This is a genomic window from Enterococcus sp. AZ126 (assembly GCF_051714545.1).
In the GTDB taxonomy this organism is placed as follows: Bacteria; Bacillota; Bacilli; order Lactobacillales; family Enterococcaceae; genus Enterococcus_L.
Window position 1 is genome coordinate 508,839 of sequence record NZ_JBIOSB010000001.1, and the last position, 19,215, is coordinate 528,053.

16 protein-coding genes are annotated in these 19,215 nt (G+C 37.8%); 3 read left to right on the top strand and 13 right to left on the bottom strand.

Features of this window, described 5'->3' with window-relative positions; genetic code table 11:
• Positions 1-104 precede the first annotated feature (104 nt).
• Together yqeK and IGI43_RS02495 are read right to left on the bottom strand one after the other, a co-directional pair.
• Entirely contained in the window at positions 105-725 is a 621-nt protein-coding gene (gene yqeK / locus IGI43_RS02490; protein WP_438756227.1) for a bis(5'-nucleosyl)-tetraphosphatase (symmetrical) YqeK, read from the bottom strand.
• 1 nt (position 726) lies between these two features.
• Positions 727-1,692, bottom strand: coding sequence for an aromatic acid exporter family protein (locus IGI43_RS02495; RefSeq protein ID WP_438756228.1), 966 nt, complete (start codon positions 1,690-1,692; stop codon positions 727-729).
• Positions 1,693-1,809: 117 nt separating this feature from the next.
• Between IGI43_RS02495 and IGI43_RS02500 the strand changes: the two genes are divergently transcribed.
• Positions 1,810-2,415, top strand: coding sequence for an FUSC family protein (locus tag IGI43_RS02500; RefSeq protein WP_438756229.1), 606 nt, complete (start codon positions 1,810-1,812; stop codon positions 2,413-2,415).
• Positions 2,416-2,461: 46 nt separating this feature from the next.
• Here IGI43_RS02500 and IGI43_RS02505 read toward each other — a convergent pair whose 3' ends face one another.
• The 4 genes from IGI43_RS02505 to IGI43_RS02520 form a co-directional block, all read right to left on the bottom strand.
• Complete coding sequence (locus tag IGI43_RS02505; RefSeq protein WP_438756230.1) at positions 2,462-3,940, bottom strand: flotillin family protein; 1,479 nt, start codon at positions 3,938-3,940, stop codon at positions 2,462-2,464.
• A 20-nt stretch (positions 3,941-3,960) separates the two neighbouring features.
• A complete protein-coding gene (locus tag IGI43_RS02510) occupies positions 3,961-4,485 on the bottom strand; it encodes a hypothetical protein (protein WP_438756231.1) in 525 nt (174 codons plus the stop codon).
• Positions 4,486-4,826: 341 nt separating this feature from the next.
• Positions 4,827-8,255: an FtsX-like permease family protein gene (locus IGI43_RS02515; protein ID WP_438756232.1), complete on the bottom strand. Its 3,429-nt coding sequence runs from the start codon at positions 8,253-8,255 to the stop codon at positions 4,827-4,829.
• Between the two features lie 6 nt (positions 8,256-8,261).
• A complete protein-coding gene (locus IGI43_RS02520; RefSeq protein ID WP_438756233.1) occupies positions 8,262-8,963 on the bottom strand; it encodes an ABC transporter ATP-binding protein in 702 nt (233 codons plus the stop codon).
• A 197-nt stretch (positions 8,964-9,160) separates the two neighbouring features.
• On the opposite strand from IGI43_RS02520, the gene IGI43_RS02525 reads away from it, so the two are divergent.
• Positions 9,161-9,829 (top strand): DNA/RNA non-specific endonuclease, encoded by a 669-nt coding sequence (locus IGI43_RS02525; RefSeq protein WP_438756234.1) that lies wholly within the window; start codon positions 9,161-9,163, stop codon positions 9,827-9,829.
• A gap of 96 nt (positions 9,830-9,925) precedes the next feature.
• Complete coding sequence (locus IGI43_RS02530; RefSeq protein WP_438756235.1) at positions 9,926-10,312, top strand: hypothetical protein; 387 nt, start codon at positions 9,926-9,928, stop codon at positions 10,310-10,312.
• Positions 10,313-10,390: 78 nt separating this feature from the next.
• On the opposite strand, the gene purD is transcribed toward IGI43_RS02530, so the two are convergent.
• The 7 genes from purD to purQ are packed head-to-tail and all read right to left on the bottom strand — an operon-like array spanning position 10,391 to position 19,215.
• A complete protein-coding gene (purD, locus tag IGI43_RS02535) occupies positions 10,391-11,656 on the bottom strand; it encodes a phosphoribosylamine--glycine ligase (protein ID WP_438756236.1) in 1,266 nt (421 codons plus the stop codon).
• A gap of 12 nt (positions 11,657-11,668) precedes the next feature.
• The gene (gene purH / locus IGI43_RS02540; protein WP_438756237.1) at positions 11,669-13,210 is read right to left on the bottom strand and encodes a bifunctional phosphoribosylaminoimidazolecarboxamide formyltransferase/IMP cyclohydrolase; all 1,542 of its coding nucleotides are present in this window, start codon (positions 13,208-13,210) and stop codon (positions 11,669-11,671) included.
• The gene (gene purN, locus IGI43_RS02545; protein WP_438756239.1) at positions 13,207-13,791 is read right to left on the bottom strand and encodes a phosphoribosylglycinamide formyltransferase; all 585 of its coding nucleotides are present in this window, start codon (positions 13,789-13,791) and stop codon (positions 13,207-13,209) included. The genes purH and purN overlap by 4 nt, the downstream gene beginning before the upstream one ends.
• Before the next feature lie 2 nt (positions 13,792-13,793).
• Entirely contained in the window at positions 13,794-14,834 is a 1,041-nt protein-coding gene (gene purM / locus IGI43_RS02550; protein ID WP_438756240.1) for a phosphoribosylformylglycinamidine cyclo-ligase, read from the bottom strand.
• A gap of 45 nt (positions 14,835-14,879) precedes the next feature.
• On the bottom strand, positions 14,880-16,328 hold the full coding sequence (purF, locus tag IGI43_RS02555; protein WP_438756242.1) for an amidophosphoribosyltransferase: 1,449 nt from the start codon (positions 16,326-16,328) through the stop codon (positions 14,880-14,882).
• A complete protein-coding gene (gene purL / locus IGI43_RS02560; RefSeq protein ID WP_438756244.1) occupies positions 16,313-18,535 on the bottom strand; it encodes a phosphoribosylformylglycinamidine synthase subunit PurL in 2,223 nt (740 codons plus the stop codon). The genes purF and purL overlap by 16 nt, the downstream gene beginning before the upstream one ends.
• The gene (purQ, locus tag IGI43_RS02565; RefSeq protein WP_438756246.1) at positions 18,532-19,215 is read right to left on the bottom strand and encodes a phosphoribosylformylglycinamidine synthase subunit PurQ; all 684 of its coding nucleotides are present in this window, start codon (positions 19,213-19,215) and stop codon (positions 18,532-18,534) included. Before purQ ends, purL begins: the two co-directional genes overlap by 4 nt.

The window sequence follows — 19,215 nt, forward strand, 5'->3', positions numbered from 1 at the left end:
AGAGACTTAAAAGTTTCTGTTTTTTTAACTTAATGAAAGTATAGCACCTTGATTTTCTAAATACTAGGATTTTTGAATTACGTAACTAAACTTTAATATTTACTTTATAAATAGGCTGTTTTCCCTTTATCTGTCTGTTCTCTTAATTTTTCTTGTGCTTCTGTCGCCCAAGGATGAATAACTACTGGTTTAGAATTTAATAGATAATCCAGATAAATCAGTGCGGCTTCTTCTAAAGATGTATCTAAAGCCGTTAATAATTCACTTAGATATGGCGGTTCACCTGGTCGATCCCATTTGATTTTATCTGCCAAAAAGACAATCAGATCTAACCGAGAATATTCTTTTTTTAATGTAGTATGACACTCTATAGCAGACAGAATCGACTCATCATTGATTCCAAACAATTCTTTTGCCATGTATTTCGAGAGTTTTTGATGAATGATCATCGGCAGTTTTCGTTCCGAATGGAGCACGTCAATGTCTAAAGATTCAGCGAGATCAATTCTTTTTTCATTTGGAATAACTGCACTAATATCATGGAGTAATCCTGCAATTTCAGCCGCTCGTTGGTCTTCGTCAAAGCGCTCAGCTAATCGTTTAGCTTCTACAGCAACTGTATACGAGTGCCGCGCTACTGACTGATATTCTTCTCCAAGATATAGACGAACATCATTATATCTATCTTCTGTGAGTTGAGGCATAACAAATGGAACTTGATTCATGCTATTTTCCTCCTTCGTTTTGATGTTTCGCAAATTCGGCTTTAATTTCTATAAAGGATTGAAATAATTGTAAAAATTGAAATAACTGCGCACGATTTTCGAATTCTTCTCTTGTTTTTGGTAATTCTTTTTTTCGGTACTCTTCATAAACTAGAGAAATTCTATCTAAAATATCTTGTCCATCGTTATTTTCTGCAAATGTCTCAGCAGTATATTGTAATAACTCTCGAATATTTCCTACTTGTTCAGGTTCAACGGTGATATTTTCTAGAATCTGAAGCATATCTTTTAAGCGATTGCTTTGTAGTCTGCGCATTGTGAAGTATTCAATATAATAATGATTTGAGGACATCAACTGATTTTCTGCATGATTTTTCGCCCAGTTTTCGCCCGTTCGAATAAAGGCTTTTAAATCGTTGCATTTTTCAAATAAATTTCTTTCTTTACCATGCTGATTCAAATAGGCCGCCATGTTGTTCAATATCTTACGAAACATTGTTTCAATGACTTCTTGGTCTTCCTTCAAGCGTTTTTCTGTGTCTGGCATGTACAAATTCATGATCAAAGCAAATCCAACGCCAATTGTCATTAATAAGAACTCATTACTGATGATCGACCAAGATAAGTCTTGTTCAACTAAATATTGCGTCACTAAAACTGAGCTTACGACAATCCCATCTGAAAGGTTAAAGTAAACAGCCGCTGGAATAAATACCAGCAAATAAACACCAAATGCTACTGCATTGAATCCTAAAAGAGAAAAGCATCCATAAGCAACGACTGTCGCTAGCGCTAAAGAAAGTAGTCGATAAAATCCTGTCACTAAAGACGTTTTCTTCGTATTTGTGACACTCAAAACAGAAATGATCCCAGCCGATGCTGGGTATAACAAGCCTAAATTCCCTGCAACGATCATCGCTAATGTTGCACTCACTGCGGTTTTAACTGTTCGTAATCCAATTTTCATTTGACCGCTCCTCAAAAAAATAATTAATCTTTAGTATTAATACTAGTAATTTTACCTCTTTTTCGGTTATCATAAAATAGAAAAGTGATTAAATGTTGATTATAGGAGAGAAAGCTAATGGAAATCGGCCGTTTTCGCTTAGGCTTGCGTACTCTAAAAACAGCCTTAGCTGTTATGCTATGTATTATTTTATTTAAAGTGTCCGACCGAGGAGCGCCATTAATAGCCGCTTTATCCGCAGTATTTTCGTTAAGGCAAGATTTAACCACTAGTCTTACTTTTGGAAAATCACGGGTTCTCGGTAACACTTTAGGCGGTGGTCTAGCTATCGTTTATTTTCTTGTGAAAGATCTTTTTTCTAGTGATTTTTTGGTTGAATTATTTTTACTTCCATTTTTAGTAATTGTTGTGATCGTTGTTTCGGACGGTATAAATAATAATTCTGGTATTATTTCAGCAATTGCAACATTGTTATTGATTTCCTTGAGTATCCCACAAGGCGAATCCTTTCAATTTGCTTTTTCACGTGTAATTGATACATTTATAGGTACATTTATAGGAATTGGATTGAATTTCTTTTTCAAACCAAAACCGATTGAAGAAGAACATGAAATTAACGAAGATTTAGCTGAACTCGCGAAAAAAGAACAAGAATTGGAAGAACTTAGAAAAAGAATACAAGACAGAGCTACGTTAGAAAAACAAAATAATGAACCAAAATAAGTCAAAAAAAGCTGCCAAAATCTTGCTAGATTTTGGCAGTCCTTTTTTATTCTTTATCGCTTGAATCATCTTCCCCGTAGAAATTCACATTGCTGTTCGTTCCTTTTTTAGAGAAGTTTTCAATTAGTTCTTTAACGTCTAACCCTGTTGTTTCTTTCAGTGTTTCTTGTGTTCCAGCTAATAAATTCGTTGCGTAATTGGTAATACGATTAGCGCCTGCATTTTCTCCGCCACCGCCAGTATCAACAACCGAAATTTTATCGATATTGCTTAGTGGTTGAGCAGCTTCTTTCATTAATTGCGGCAACATTTCCATCACCATGCTTAAGACAGCAGCTTCGCCATATTCCTTGAATGCATCTGCAATTTTTTGTTTTGCTTCGGCTTCGGCAGCACCGCGAGCTAAAATAGATTCAGCTTCTGCTTGACCTGCTAATCGCGTCTGATTTGCTTCTGCTTCCGCTAAAGATTCTACGCGGAAACGTTCTGCTTCAGCTTCTGCAACTTCACGAGCTTTTTGCGCCAAAGCTTCTTGCTCTTTCGCGTAACGGTCGGCATCCGCTTTTTTCTTCACTTCTGAATCGTATTGTTTCTCACGACGAACGATTTCTTTTTCTTCTAACTCGATTTGTTTCTGACGCTCAATGACTTTTACTTCCATCTCTTGCGCAATTACTTCTTGTTGTGCTTTGGCTGTTTCCAAATTGTAGGCTTGGTCAGCTTTTGCTTTTGCAATATCTTGTGCTTCTTTATAGGTTGCTAATTTTAATTCTTTTTCTTTTGATGCTTCAGCGATTTCTGTTTGACGTTGTAATTCTGCTTGTTGTGATTCTTTTTCTGCTTCAGCTTTTTTGATACGTGTTTCTTTCCATGCTTCAGCTTCTGCAATATCTGCATCACGTTTGACTTGTGCAATTCTTGGTTTACCTAGAGAATCTAAGTAACCATTTTTGTCGCGAACTTCTTTGATAGTGAAAGACACGATGATCAAACCCATTTTTGCTAAATCCACACTGGCAACTTCTTGCACACTCTGACTGAATTTATCACGGTTTTGATAGATTTCTTCGACGGTCATCGAGCCAAGGATCGAACGTAAATGTCCTTCTAAGACTTCACGCGCTTCATTTTCAAGTTCTTCACGTGTTTTACCTAGAAATTGTTCTGCTGCTGTGGCGATTTCTTCAACAGAAGAACCGATTTTGATGATCGATGTGCCGTCACACATCACTGGAACCCCTTGTTCTGTGTAAACTTCTGGAGTCGATACGTCTAATTTACTTGATAGCAAGCTGATTCGGTTTGACCGTTGGAACACTGGCAACACAAATGCGCCTCCGCCACGTACGATTTTTATTTTATTACCGCTCTCATCTGCATGTACATTTTTATTGCCTAAATAACTCCCACTAATAATCAATGCTTCATCCGGCTTTGCTGTTTGATATTTTGAAATGAAAACAATCAACAACATCAGTAAAATAAAAACAACTAAAGCAATTGGTCCTAAAATCCCTAATTCCATTTTCTTCTACTCCTCCTATTTTATAGTTGTAAACTTCCTTCATATGGAACTACATAGCAAACGCGCTCCCTGATTTCAATAATGAGCACCTGCGCGCCTCGTTCGATCGGTTGTTCTTGTGGAGCATAGAAAGCAGCTGGTCGACTGATTGAGCCGGTGACACTTTTCAATTGGATCTCGCCCATTCCTCCAACTGGAATTGGAGTTACAACTATTGCCATATTTCCTTCCATATCTTTTTCAGAAATTGAAATAGTCGATTCGGCGTTCTTCATTGGCATCAATACATAAAAATTCAAGAAAAACACCAAAATTGATGAAATCGCTCCACTTATCAGAAACAACATTAGATGGTCCAAATCAAGTAACCGCTCTCCTAAATAACCAAACAATGAAGTAAACGCTAGCCACGGAATAACCAGCATCGGATCGATCGGTCCGTCAAAATCAAAAACATCTCCAAAAATCACCAATAAAACAGCAATTCCTGCACAAACAAGCAAGGTATAAAGATAGATTGTTTCAATTGGAATTCCTTGTATCACTTTCTCACTCCTTTCTCCTTTTGGTTCGACCTTCAACTCTTAGCGCTTTAGCACGTAGAATTGGTTGCAAGCAAATCGCTAATATAGAGTCCACTGTCATCACTAGAATAGAGACGCTTCATTCCCACTATGACGCCCACACTTTTTTCGTCGCTCTATTTGAGCCACTTCTCCCATTCTCCTCCGACGTTCTCATGAAGATACTTATATTTTACCAATACTTTATATAAAATGACAGTAAATCTTTTAAAATCATACGAGAGTTGTAATAGTTTTCACGAAAAGAAATGAAACGAATAACCCTTAATTAAAAGATTATCCGCTTCATTTTTTGATCTATTTTATTCGTTTGATTTCAAGGCTTCGATCATATCAACTTTTTTCAATTTCTTATGCATAAAGAACATGACCAGAAAAGTAAAGATCAGGGTAATCAATGCAGAATAAAGGTAGCTGATCCAATGAATCGTTGGTGAGAACATCAGCATATCGACTTCAACGGTTGTCAATACATAACTGTGAACAAATTTTCCAAAGAAACAGCCAAAGAAGATCCCGATCAGCGTTAAAATAATATTCTCACGATATACATACATCGTGACTTCTTTATCGTAAAAACCTAACACTTTAATCGTTGAAAGTTCTCTGATTCGTTCTGAAATATTGATATTCGTCAAATTATATAAAACGATAAATGCCAATAAACCAGAAACAGTTATCAAGACCCAAACCACAATATTCAAACTCTGGATCGTATCATCTAGTGCATCACTTGAAATAGACAAGAAAGACACATTTAAAACGTTCTGATTTTCCATCAGCTCTTTTCCAATATCTGCTTCAAGTTTCTCACTAGGTGCCTTATCAAAAAGTAAAAATTCAGTATTATAGTTAGGTGACTTTTTAACTATTTTTTCGTAATAGTTTGGAGACATATAGGCAAAATGACCTGTATAATTTTCAGCGATTGCACTAATTTTAAATTTGTATTCATGATTATCACTATCGCTTAAAACAAGTGTATCACCAGGTTTGTAGTGAAAAAGTTTCGCTAATTTTTCATTGATGATCACACCATCATCGGTCAATTGATACTTTTCACCCGATTGTCGATCATTGAATAATATGAATTCAGCGATTTCTTTTGGTTTTTCAGGTACATAGATTGAAACATCTTGTTTCGCATTTGATTCTTTTGTTGTTTTTAAAGATTCAACATATAACGGCATCGTCTCTTTTAATCCATCGACTTTGTCTAACATTTCTTGATACTTTTCAGATTCTTTTTCACTTTGATCTTCTTTGAATGTCACGACTGCCTGATAATGCCAGATTTTATTAAATTGGACTTCCACGATATCTGAAATAGAGTCTTTTAAGCCAAATCCTGTGATGATCAAAGCCATACAGCCCGCTATACCCAAAACGGTCATCAACATTCGCTGTTTGTAACGGAATAAATTTCGGGCAGTGACTTTTTGAATAAAGCTTAATCGATTCCAAATCGGCTTGATCCGTTCCAGCCAGATCCTTTGTCCTGCCTTAGGCGCTTTTGGACGTAATAGGCTTGCTGGTGTACTGAATAAATCGATTCGTAAAACAACCATCGCTGCTCCTGCTGTACACAAAACGGCAATAAGTATCCCAATTAAACTGTAACTTAAATACCACGGTGTCACAAAATCAGGAATATTGTACAGTTGTCCATATGCATTAAAAATGATTGTTGGGAATAAATAATATCCGACGAACAACCCTAATACAGCTCCACACAGGCTTGCGATTGCAGCATAGACTAAAAATTTAAATGCGATCTCGCCATTTCGGTAACCTAATGCTTTTAGGCTACCTACTTCCATTCGTTTTTCGTCAACCATCCTTGTCATTGTTGTCAGACTAACTAATGCTGCAATCAAGAAAAAGAAAAGCGGAAAGACGGTGGATAGTGAAGTAATGCGATCAGCATTGTCTTCATATTCAGAATAGCCCGGATTATCATCTCTTGTAAAATAATAATAATCAGCCGCTTTTAAATCTGCGAGTTCTTTTTGCTTATTTTCTAATTGTTTTTTTGCATCATTTAGTTTCGTTGTGGTCTCGGCTTTTTTCTTTTGAAACTCTGCCGATCCTTGATCGTAGGCTTGTTGTCCCTCATCAATTTTTGCTTGAGCTTCGTTTAATTTTGCTTGACCGTCAATTTTTGACTGTTCCAACTGGGATTGTCCAGCAGCAAGTTGTTCTCTTCCAGAAGCTAATTGTGTTTCAGCTTGAGTGAGTTGTGCTTGGGCTACTGCAAGTTGTTGTTGACCCTCTGTATATTGCATAATTGACTGATTGATCGTAGCGATTGTTTGATCAATTGTTTGCAGACCTTGCGCTACTTGGGCTTGTTGCGCTGATAGGTTTGCTAACGCCCCATTGATCGTCTCCATAACAACGGGGATAGTTGCTCTTTCAGGTTGCGCGATTAATTGATTGATAGCAGCGGTAATTTCTGCTGGCGCTCCTAATGCTTGGACTGCTGACTGTAACTGAGGTGCAGCATTTGCAATACTTTCTGCTAATAAATCATCTGACACACGATCTATAATAGCCACAGATGCAGCTAAACTCTGATACCCATCAGCTAACTGATTCAATGATTCATTTGAAGCAGTTAATTCATTACGCTGTTGCTGCAAACCAGGCAAAGCATTTTGACCTTGTGCAACCTGAGCTTGGGCATTTGCTAATTCGTTTTTCTTCGTTTCAAGCAAATTTTTCTGTGTTGCAAGTTCATTTTCACCATTGATGATTGTTGCCTGATTTGCTGCAAGTTCGTTTTCTGCAGCGGTGATTTGTTCTGTATAGGACTTTTGGGCCTGCGCTAGTTCTTGCTTACCTAAGGCTAATTCCTGCTCGCTAGTTTGCAATTTGCTTTCAGCATCTTTCAATGCATTTTCGCCATCAGTAATCTCTTTTTGCGCTTTTTCAAATGATGCCTTTGATTCTTCTCGTATTTCTGTCACACGTTGTTCCGGACGTTTTTCCATCGCTTTTTTGACTGTTATAACAGCTTTTTCTCGTTTGTCTTTATATTCTTTAGAGTAACTATTTAGATCTTTTAGACCTTTGAACGAGACAAGAATTTCTGTATAGGTTGATAGATCCATATCTTCTTTAGGCACGACAGCAAAAAAATCTAATGATCCTTTTCCAATCGTCGTATTTCCTCTAGATGTATTTTCTATATATTCAGGAGATTGGACAAATCCGACAATTTTAAACTTTTCTTTTTTTAATGATTTGTCTTTGTTATCTTCTTTTGAAAGCGTTAGGGTTTCACCTAATTTATACTGTCCTCGCATTTTGGCAAGATCATCTAATACAATTTCTCCAGTTTTTTCAGGCATACGTCCTTCGACCACACGATAATCGATCAGCGGCTGCTTTTCATTTAAATCATAGCTTACAAATTTAACCGCTACATTGCGTTCACTCACGGCAACATCTTTTGTATATCTAGGAAAAACAGTCTCAACTTCTTTGGCTTTTTTAGCTTCTTCAACATCTTTATCTGTTAAACCAAGTGTGGAAACGATTCGAGCATCTGGTAGTTTTTGATGTTGATAATAGTTTGATGCTGTTTGAGTCATGTCAGGTCCTGTAGCTTTTAATCCCACAAAAACCATGACACCAAGAAATATAATACCCATGATTGATAAAAATCGAGTTTTTGATTGTTTGATTTCTCGAAAACTTGTTTTAAGTAACGCTGTTTTTTTCAACACAGCCACCTACCATTCTATCTCAGATACAGGTTTTGGTTCATCGTTGATCATCACATTTCGAACCTTTGCATCATTGATGCGGATTACGCGGTCAGCCATTGGTGCGATTGCTGAATTATGGGTGATAATGATTACTGTTGTTCCAGTATTTCGAGCTGTTTCTTGTAAAATCGTTAATATTTGTTTACCCGTTTCATAATCTAGCGCTCCTGTCGGCTCATCACACAATAGTAATTTAGGGCGCTTAGCGATTGCTCTTGCAATTGTCACACGTTGTTGTTCTCCTCCTGATAATTGTGCAGGAAAATTATCCATCCTTGCACCTAAACCGACAGATTTCAGTACTTCCTCAGGATTCAATGCATCTGAAACAATTTGAGAGGCCAGTTCAACGTTTTCTTTTGTCGTTAAATTCGGAACTAAATTGTAAAATTGAAATACAAAACCAACATCATTTCTGCGGTATGTAGTCAATTGTTTTTCATTAAATTTTGCGATATCGGTTCCATCGATTACGATTTGTCCTTCATCACAAGAATCCATTCCACCTAAAATATTTAACACGGTGGATTTTCCAGCGCCACTGGGACCTAAAATAACCGCAACTTCCCCTTTTTCTACCGAAAAAGTGATCCCGTCATTGGCTGCAATTGTCGTATCTCCCATGTGGTATCTTTTATATTCATTTATTACATCGATATAAGCCATTCAATTCAATCCCCTCTAAATAGAATTTTATCATAAGAATACAAACAAGTCCTCCCACAAGTCAAATGCTTTTTGATTTTTCGATTTTTTTTCGTATAATAGAGGAATGAGATTAATTCGGAATTAACGGTGAGTCAGAAACTTTTTTAATACTAAGCTTTCTTTCTCAATCTCTGAGAGTAGTTAGGAGAAAAATAATGGCAAGAAAAAAACAAAAACCACCTTTTAATCCAGCAATCATGCTTGTGGCGGTTTTAATTATTTTGATTTTAGGTGTGTTTGGAGTTCAAGTCCCAGACAACATTCAGGAAATGTTCGGTATTCATACTCAGGAACAAACAAAACCCAGCACCTCCAAACCAGTAAGTTCTACAAATCCCGGACCTAAAGAGCTTGGTTCTGCAACTTTTTCAACCGCTGAACTAACCGATCGTAAAAAAGGCTGGATTGATTATCATGCATTAGATTCGCTAGGACGTGCGACTGGTGCCGATGCTTTGTTAAAACCTGCAATGGTCAATACAGGAACATCAGCCAATAAAGACATTCGTCCCCCAGGATTTGTTTCAGGTTTGGATCCAACGAATCATTCAAGAGGTCATTTGATTGGACGTCAGCTTGGTGGCTCTGGTGATGATGCAAGAAATCTTACGACTCTTTATCAAACACCTGTAAACACACCTTTCATGACTAAATATGAAAATCAGATTCGTCAAGCTTTAGACAATGGCGAGACTATCCGTTACCGTGTCACGCCTGTTTATGAAGGAACAGAGTTATTATGTAAGCAAATCGATTTAGAAGCAAAGGGCTTAGATAAAAATACAGCAGTTGATTTTCGTGTTACGATCTTTAATGAACGATAATTTGTTTAAATTTTAAAAAAGAGACTACACAATCTCACTGCTCTTTAATTCAAGATCAAACAAATCCACTCATTCTTTAAAATTAGGAGGTACCCAATGAACTTTAAAAAAATCAAAAGACAATTGACTGAAGCTGATCCACAACTTTTCTTGGCTAAAGTTTTACAAAATCAGCAAGATGAAACAAGTACGATTATTTTCAGTCAAACTATTGAAAAACAATTTGAGCAAAACGTCCAGTACTTGTCTTCTGATGAAACGGTTTCTTTGGATGATCTTATAACGTGGAAAGATCATCATTTTTTGGTCGTGGCTCAAACTATTGATGGCGATTATATTGCTGGTACTACAAAACAGACTTTTGTGATTCCTATGTCACTTTATAAATCAGATATTGAATCCTATGGTTTATTTTTATCAGATTTTTTTATTGCGTATGAAAATGGAAGCATCCATTCCTCTATTTTACCTAAAACTGAATAATCTAAAAAATCCATCCTATAACATAGACAGTTATAGGATGGATTTTTTTAAATAGTACGATTTATAAGTCTCACTTTTTTATTTTAATCCTTTAACCCCAATATCATTACGATAAAACGTTCCTTTTGTATCTACTTTTTTCAACACTCTATAAACGGCTTCTTGTGCTTCAGCTAATGATTTGCCACTTGCTTGGACAAGGTAGATACGCCCACCATCAGAGACTAATTGTTCCCCTTGTTGCTTTACTCCTGCATAATAGATTTGCTCAGTTAAAAAATCAGAAAAATCTGGAAGCTGACTTCCTTTCTCATAAACATTTGGATAACCCTCTGCTGCAACAACTACGCCTAAACTATAACCATCTTGCTTCCAGCGAATAATTGGTTGATTACCTTTTAATAGGTCATCAATAATTTGAGCGAAATCAGTTTCTAACCGTTGAAGTACGACTTGTGTTTCTGGATCACCAAAACGAGCGTTAAATTCGATTACTTTTGGTCCATCCGCTGTTGCAATCAATCCAGTGTACAAAATACCTGTAAAAGCCCTACCTTCTGTCATCATCCCTTGAACTGTAGGTTTTACAATTGTTTCAAGAGCTTCTTTGACCAATTCATCAGAAATTTGCGGAACAGGGCTATAGGCTCCCATACCACCTGTATTTGGTCCAAGGTCATTATCATAGGCGCATTTATGATCTTGCGCAATCACCATCGGATAAACTTCTTCATTACGAACGAATGCCAGTAAAGAAAATTCTTCACCGACAAGAAATTCTTCAACCACAACTTTGGTTCCACTTACCCCAAACTTATGGTCCTCAAGCAACTCTTTCAATGCATCAATTGCCTCTTTTACGGTCTTTGCTACGACTACTCCTTTACCAGCAGCTACACCATCAGCTTTAATAACGATCGGCGCTCCCTTTTCAATAACATAAGCTCGGGCTGTAGCAAAATCAGAGAAGGTTTTGTGATCTGCTGTGGGTATTTCATATTTCTTCATGATTTTTTTTGCAAAGTCTTTAGAACCTTCAATAACTGCAGCATTTCTGAGCGGTCCAAAAGCAAACAAGCCAGCATCAGCGAAATCATCTATAATTCCATTTAACAATGGGATTTCAGGACCAATAAAAGTCCAATCGATACCATTTTCCTTGGCAAATTTAATTAAGTTAGGATGATCATCCTCTGCAATATCTACCAAACGAATGCCATCTTTTTTCATCCCTGGATTCCCTTTGGCACAAAAAACAGTTTTTACTTTAGGGCTCTGAATCAGTTTTTGCGCAATCGCATGCTCTCTTCCGCCGCTTCCAATGACTAAAATCGTTAATCCCATTAAATTCTCCTTTTAATGTCTAAAATGTCTGATATCAGTAAATACCATAGCGATTCCATATTTGTCTGCCATTTCGATCGACTCTTGGTCTTTAATGCTGCCACCAGGTTGAATAATCGCCTTGATACCCTGTTTTCCAGCATATTCTACACTATCACCCATTGGAAAGAAGGCATCACTGGCTAAAACTGCTTCATTATCACGTTTTCCGGCTTGTTCAATTGCGATTTGAACTGAGCCGATACGATTCATTTGCCCTGCACCAATACCTAATGTTTGATGGCTATTCGCTACAACAATGGCATTACTTTTTACGTGCTTGACCGTCTTCCAAGCAAATTCTAGTGCATTCAATTCATCAAGCGTTGGTTGTCTTTTAGTGACAACTTGCCAATTTTCGGTTTTTTCTTTACTATTATCTTGATTTTGAATTAATAATCCGCCTAAAATCGACACTTTTTCGTCCTCTATCGCCTGGTCTTTCTTAGAAAAGTCGAGTGTCATTAGGCGAAGATTTTTTTTACTACTTAAAATAGTGAAGGCTTCTTCTGAAAAACTAGGTGCAATGATAATTTCAAGAAATAATTGGTGCATTTTTTCGGCAATTTGCCTGTCGACTTCACGGTTTAACACAATGATTCCACCGAAAATCGAGACTGGATCTGCTTCATAAGCATATTGATATGCTTCATTGATCGTCTCACCAACGCCAACTCCACAAGGATTCATATGTTTGACTGCAACAACAGCTGGTTGATCAAATTCTCTAGAAATTCGAATCGCCGCATCTGCATCTTTGATATTATTATATGATAGTTCTTTGCCGTGAAGTTGGTCAGCACTAGCGATTGAAAAAGAAATTGGTAAGGCATTTTGATAAAAAGCTGCTTTTTGATGGCTATTTTCTCCGTAGCGTAATTCTTGTTTTAACTCATATGTCAATGTTACTATTTCAGACTCTTTTTCTCCTACTGCATTTGTCAGATATTCTGCAATCAACGCATCATATGCGGCGGTGTGTCGAAAAACTTTAGCTGCTAATTTTTTTCTTGTTGCTAGCGTTGTTGCTCCTTTTTGTGAAACCTCTATCAACACTTGTTCATAATCTTTAGGATCAACCACAACCGTAACAAATTGATGATTTTTTGCAGCACTCCTTAACATACTTGGCCCACCGATATCAATATTTTCTATTGCTTCGTCTTCTGTTACATCCTCCTTCATGATCGTTTCTTTAAAAGGATAGAGATTGACACAAACAAAATCGATTGGTTGAATGTCGTACGCTTCCATGGCCTCCATATGACTCGCTAAATCACGTCGTCCAAGCAATCCACCATGAATCTTAGGATGTAATGTCTTCACCCGACCATCCATCATCTCTGGAAAATGGGTTACTTCTTCGATAGAAATCGTCGGGATTCCTTCTTTTTCAAGGGCTTTTTTCGTTCCACCTGTCGAAATAATTTCTACCCCTTGTTCTACTAATCCTTTCGCAAAAGCGACTACACCTGTTTTATCTGAAACACTTATTAAGGCTCTTTTTTTTGTCATGATCGACCCTCTCCTTGCTGATTTTTTATAAGTTTCGCTAAGACAGTTGGAAACAGTTTATGCTCTACATTATGGATTTTTTTCTCCAATGAATCAAGTGTATCAAGCATGTCTATCACTACTTTTTCTTGCGCAATGATTGGTCCAGTATCAACACCGTCATCCACATAATGAATCGTTACACCTGTTTCAGGTACATTTGCGTAAAAAGCATCTTTGATACCATGTAGACCAGGAAAATCAGGTAACAATGAGGGATGGATATTGATCATGCGCTTGGAAAAGACTTCTAATAAAGTCGGTCCGATGATCCTCATATATCCTGCTAAAACAATCAAATCGATTTGCTCTTCTTCAAGTAAATGAAGAATTTCTGCTTCATACATTGCTTTTGATTCAAAATCGTTTGGTGAAAAGGAAATAACTGGAATCGACATTGAACGTGCACGTTTGATCACATAGGCATCCTTTTTATCACAAAATAATAACGTAAGCTGCGCCTCTATTGCTCCGATTGCTACAGCTTCAGCTATGGCTTGGAAGTTACTGCCGTTTCCTGAGGCAAATATGGCTAATTTCATTCTCACACCTCGTTAAAAACAACAGCTTGCTCATCTTTTTCAGTGATATTTCCAATAATATAGCTCGTTTCGTTGAGCTCACTTAAAATGGTTCGAACATTCTCTATTTTTTTAGGTGAAACAGCCAAAACCATCCCAATGCCCATATTGAAAATCTCATACATTTCCATTTTTGGAATTTGTCCATATTTCTCAAGCGTTGTAAAAATCGGCAATATCGGCCAAGTCCCAAGCGTTATTTCTGCTGCTAAATGCTCTGGAAGCATTCTAGGAATATTTTCTACAAAACCGCCACCTGTTATATGTGCAATACCGTTCACTAATTCCTGTTTTATTAGTGGTAATATCGTCTTTACATAAATTTTTGTCGGGGTCAAAAGTTCATCACCTAATTGTTTTTCATTTAATTCTGACATAATCCTTTTTCCAGTAAAATGATGCGTCTCAAAAAAAATCTTTCGTACGAGAGAATAGCCGTTTGAATGAAGGCCACTTGATGGTAACCCAAGAAGAATATCTCCTTCTTGGATTTTTTGCCCTGTAACTAGCTGACTTTTTTCCGCAATCCCTACAGCAAAACCTGCTAAATCGTAATCATTATCGCTATACATTCCTGGCATTTCTGCTGTCTCACCGCCAATCAGAGCAGCTCCTGCTTGAAGACAACCTTCAGCCACACCAGCTACCACTTTTTCCAATCGTTCTGGCTTATTTTTCCCCGTCGCAATATAGTCAAGAAAATAAAGCGGTTCTGCACCTTGAGCAACGATATCATTCACACACATAGCGACACAATCAATCCCGATTGTCTCGTGTTTGTTTTCTTGAATTGCAATCATTAACTTTGTTCCGACTCCATCTGTCCCCGATATCAATACAGGTTCCTTCACTTCCACCTTACTTAAATCAAAACATCCACCGAAACCACCAAGTGTATCGATCACACCAATACGTTCCGTTCGTTTAACATGTTTTTTGATTCTTTCTACTACTTCATACCCGGCTTCAACGTCAACGCCCGCTTTGGTATAAGCATTTCCCATTATGATTTCCTCCTAAAGATTCATTAACGATAGTTTCTGTTTTTTTTAATTTGTTGATACGAAACTGATTTTATCCTTTAATGACGCTTGGTATTTCTCTTCATAATCATATAATGGCGTTGGATAATCCCCATTAAAATAGGCCATGCAAAGTCCAGAATAAGGGGCATCATAGTTTAATCCAATTGCATCAATCAATCCTCGCTCACTTAAAAATCCTAATGAATCTGCTTTGATCAGTTGCTCGATTTCAGAGATTGAATGATTAGCAGCAATCAATTCTTTCCTTGTTTGAATATCAATCCCATAAAAACAAGGGAATTTTAGCGGAGGCGATGCAATACGTACGTGGACTTCTTTAGCACCCGCATCTTTAAGTAGCTGGACGATTCGACGACTCGTTGTTCCTCTTACGATCGAGTCATCCACCATGATCACACGTTTCCCCTCTACTACACCTCTTACAGCAGAGAGCTTCATTCGAACGCCTTGTTCTCTCAATTCTTGAGTAGGTTGAATAAAGGTTCTTGCGATATACTGATTTTTTACTAATCCCATTTCATAAGGAATGCCGCTTGCTTCTGCATATCCACTAGCAGCTGAAAGAGAAGAATTGGGTACACCGACGACCATATCTGCTTCAATCGGCGCTTCTTTTGCCAATTGTTTCCCCATATTTTTTCGAGCGGTATGCACATTAACCCCAGCAATATTTGAATCTGGTCTGGCAAAATAAATGTATTCCATCGAACAAATCGCGTATTGTGTATCTTTCGTATACTGTTCTACTTTAAAGCCGGTCTCATCAATAATAATGACTTCACCCGGTCCTACATCACGTACAAATACAGCCCCAACAACTTCCAGTGCGCACGTTTCACTCGCAATCACATATGCCCCATTTTTCATCTGACCGATAGATAGTGGGCGAAAAGCGTTAGGGTCAAGAGCGGCGATCATCGCTGTTTCCGTAATCAAAAGATAGGCAAAACCACCTTTGACTGTCTGTAAACTTTCTTTTAATTGCTCGACAAATGTTGTTTTTTTACTACGACGTATCAGATGCATCAAAATTTCGGTATCTGAGTTAGAATGAAATATTGCGCCATCTTGCTCTAGTTCTTTTCGTAAGCTTTTGGCATTCGTCAGATTCCCATTATGGGCCAATCCACAAGCACCATCATAAAACTTAAATAGAAACGGCTGAATATTGTCCACACTACCATTTCCAGCAGTGGCATAACGCACATGACCAATCGCAGCATTTCCACGCAAAGAAGTTAAAGATTGGTCCTCTTTAAATACTTCAGAAAGTAACCCCAATCCCCGATATCCATTTAATTTTCCTTCGTTATTTGAGACGATTCCTGCACCTTCTTGGCCTCGGTGCTGCAGACTATGAAGTCCAAAATAAGTCACACGAGCAGCATCCGGATGTCCCCAAATACCAAAAACACCACATTCTTCATTTAAACTTTTCACTTCATAAGACATGGAATCGCTTCCTCCCACAGCTTTTTGGCTGTTTGCGTCATTACCTCGATTTTTTGATCGTACGTTTGAATGCTGATCAATCCGCTATCTGTTACTTTTCCAACAAACTCAGCGTTCCCATCCATCATGTCTTCAAACATTGTTTGATTTTCTGGTTTGATTGAAACAACAAATCTTGACTGGGTTTCAGAAAAAAGCCATGAAACTGGCATAGCTAATTCAACCTCTAGACCAAACTTGTTTTTAAATACAGACTCCGATAAAGCAATACCTAAACCCCCTTCAGAACAATCATGGGCGCTTTTCACTACTCCTGCTTGGATTGCTTTTAATAGTAATTGCTGGATGTTTTTTTCAACCGTTAAATCAAAATCCATTAATTTTCCTTCGATAATGCCCAAGGTCATTTTTTGTAATTCGCTGCCATTAAAATCGGCGTTTGTTTTTCCTACTACGTAAATCAAATCATCTACTGCTTTAAATTCTTGCGTAGTAATATCTTTTAAGTCCTCTACTAGACCAACCATTCCAATCACTGGTGTTGGATAAATCGCCTGACCATTCGTTTCATTGTACAAAGAAACGTTTCCTGAAATCACAGGCGTTTCTAAAACTTCACAAGCTTTGGCAATTCCATCTGCTGACGTCCAAAGCTCCCAAAATCCTTCAGGTTTATCTGGTGATCCATAATTTAAACAATCTGTGATTGCTAATGGTTGACCGCCACTTGCAATAATATTTCTTGCGGCTTCTGCTACTGCAATTTGACCGCCGATTTCTGGGTTTAAAAACAGATAACGTCCATTACAGTCGGTCGTCATCGCTAACGCTTTTTTAGTGCCACGAATACGTAAAACGGCTGCATCACTTCCTGGTAAAACAACTGTATTGGTTCGAACTTGAGCATCGTATCTTTCATAAATCATTTTTTTAGACGCAATTGTTGGCTGTTGTAGTAATTGTAATAATGTCTCTGTTCCATCCACAATTTTAGGATCAAAATTCCCTAATGATTCAAACTTTTTGATTCTTTTTGGCTCTTGGCGTTCCTTCGTATAAACAGGCGCATCCTCAGCTAAAGCGTCAACAGGTAAGTTTGCCACTTCCACCCCATGATGATTTAAGCGATACAACCCATCATCCGTTACTTTGCCAATCGTCACTGCCTCTAATTCGTATTTTTGAAAAAGTTCAATCACCTCATCTTCATGTCCTTTTTCGACACAAATCAACATCCGCTCCTGAGACTCCGACAACATCATTTCATAAGGTGTCATTCCAGTTTCACGTTGAGGTACATCATCTAAATCTAAAATCAAACCAGATCCCGCTTTAGAAGCCATTTCTGCACTTGACGACACTAAACCTGCCGCGCCCATATCTTGAATTCCTACTAAAATATCTGAATGCTTTAAAATCAGCTCTAAACACGCTTCAAGTAATAATTTCTCCATAAAAGGATCGCCCACTTGTACGGCTGAACGCTGTTGTTCTTGTCCTTCAACAAACTCTTCAGAAGCAAATGTTGCACCATGGATCCCATCGCGTCCTGTTTTCGCACCGACATACATGATTGCATTACCTCCCCCTTTTGCTTGACCTTTTTGAATATCTTTATGATCGATCAACCCTACACACATTGCATTTACTAGCGGATTTCCTTCATAACATGGATCAAACGCCACTTCTCCGCCTACAGTGGGGATGCCTATACAATTGCCATACCCACTAATACCAGCAACGACCTCTTCTAAAAGATATTTAGTTCGCTCATTCGTTAATTCACCAAAACGCAATGAATCCAAAATTGCAATTGGTCTGGCCCCCATACTAAAAATATCTCTGATGATTCCACCAACACCGGTCGCCGCCCCTTCATATGGCTCAACAGCTGATGGATGATTATGACTTTCTGCTTTAAACACAACAGCCTGGCCATCGCCGATATCTACGATCCCGGCACCTTCACCTGGTCCCTGTAAAACTTGAGGTCCTTTTGTCGGAAATTTTTTTAATACAGATTTTGAATTTTTATAAGAACAGTGTTCACTCCACATTACAGAAAAAAGTCCTGTTTCCGTATAATTTGGCATACGTTCTAAGATATCCTCTTCAATCATTCGATATTCTTCATCCGTTAAGCCCCATTCAGAATAGATACGTTGTTGTTTAATCTCTTGTGCTGAAGGTTCGTTCATTTTCATCATGCATTTGTCCTGACCTCTCCATAGTTTTTAACGATGGATTTGAAAAAACGTAATCCATCTTCTGAGCCTAGTAAACTTTCTACAGCACGTTCTGGATGCGGCATCATACCTAGAACATTTCCTTTTTCATTGATGATTCCTGCTATATTTTCTAAACTGCCATTTGGATTTTTATCCGCATAGGTAAAGACAATTTGATGATTTTCTTTTAGCTTCTTTAGCGTTGATTCATCACAGTAATAATTGCCTTCCCCATGCGCTACAGGCAATTGGATCACTTCATCTTTCTGATATTCTGAAGTAAATGCTGTCTGATTGTTTACAACTGTTAAATCAACCGTTTTACACACAAAATGCAGGGATTCATTTTTAAGCAAAACACCAGGTAAAAGACCTGCTTCTGTCAATATTTGGAACCCATTACATGTACCAAAAACAGGCTTACCTTCATCTGCCAAACGAATCACTTCACTTATAATTTTAGAAAAACGAGCAATTGCACCGCACCTTAGATAATCACCATACGAAAATCCTCCAGGAATCAAAACACCATCAAATCCAGCTAAACTTTCTGCATCATGGCGCACGTACTCAGCTTCCTCACCCAATATCTCTTTGACTGCCCATAATAGGTCCATATCGCAATTTGAGCCTGGAAAAACAATCACTGCAAATTTCAT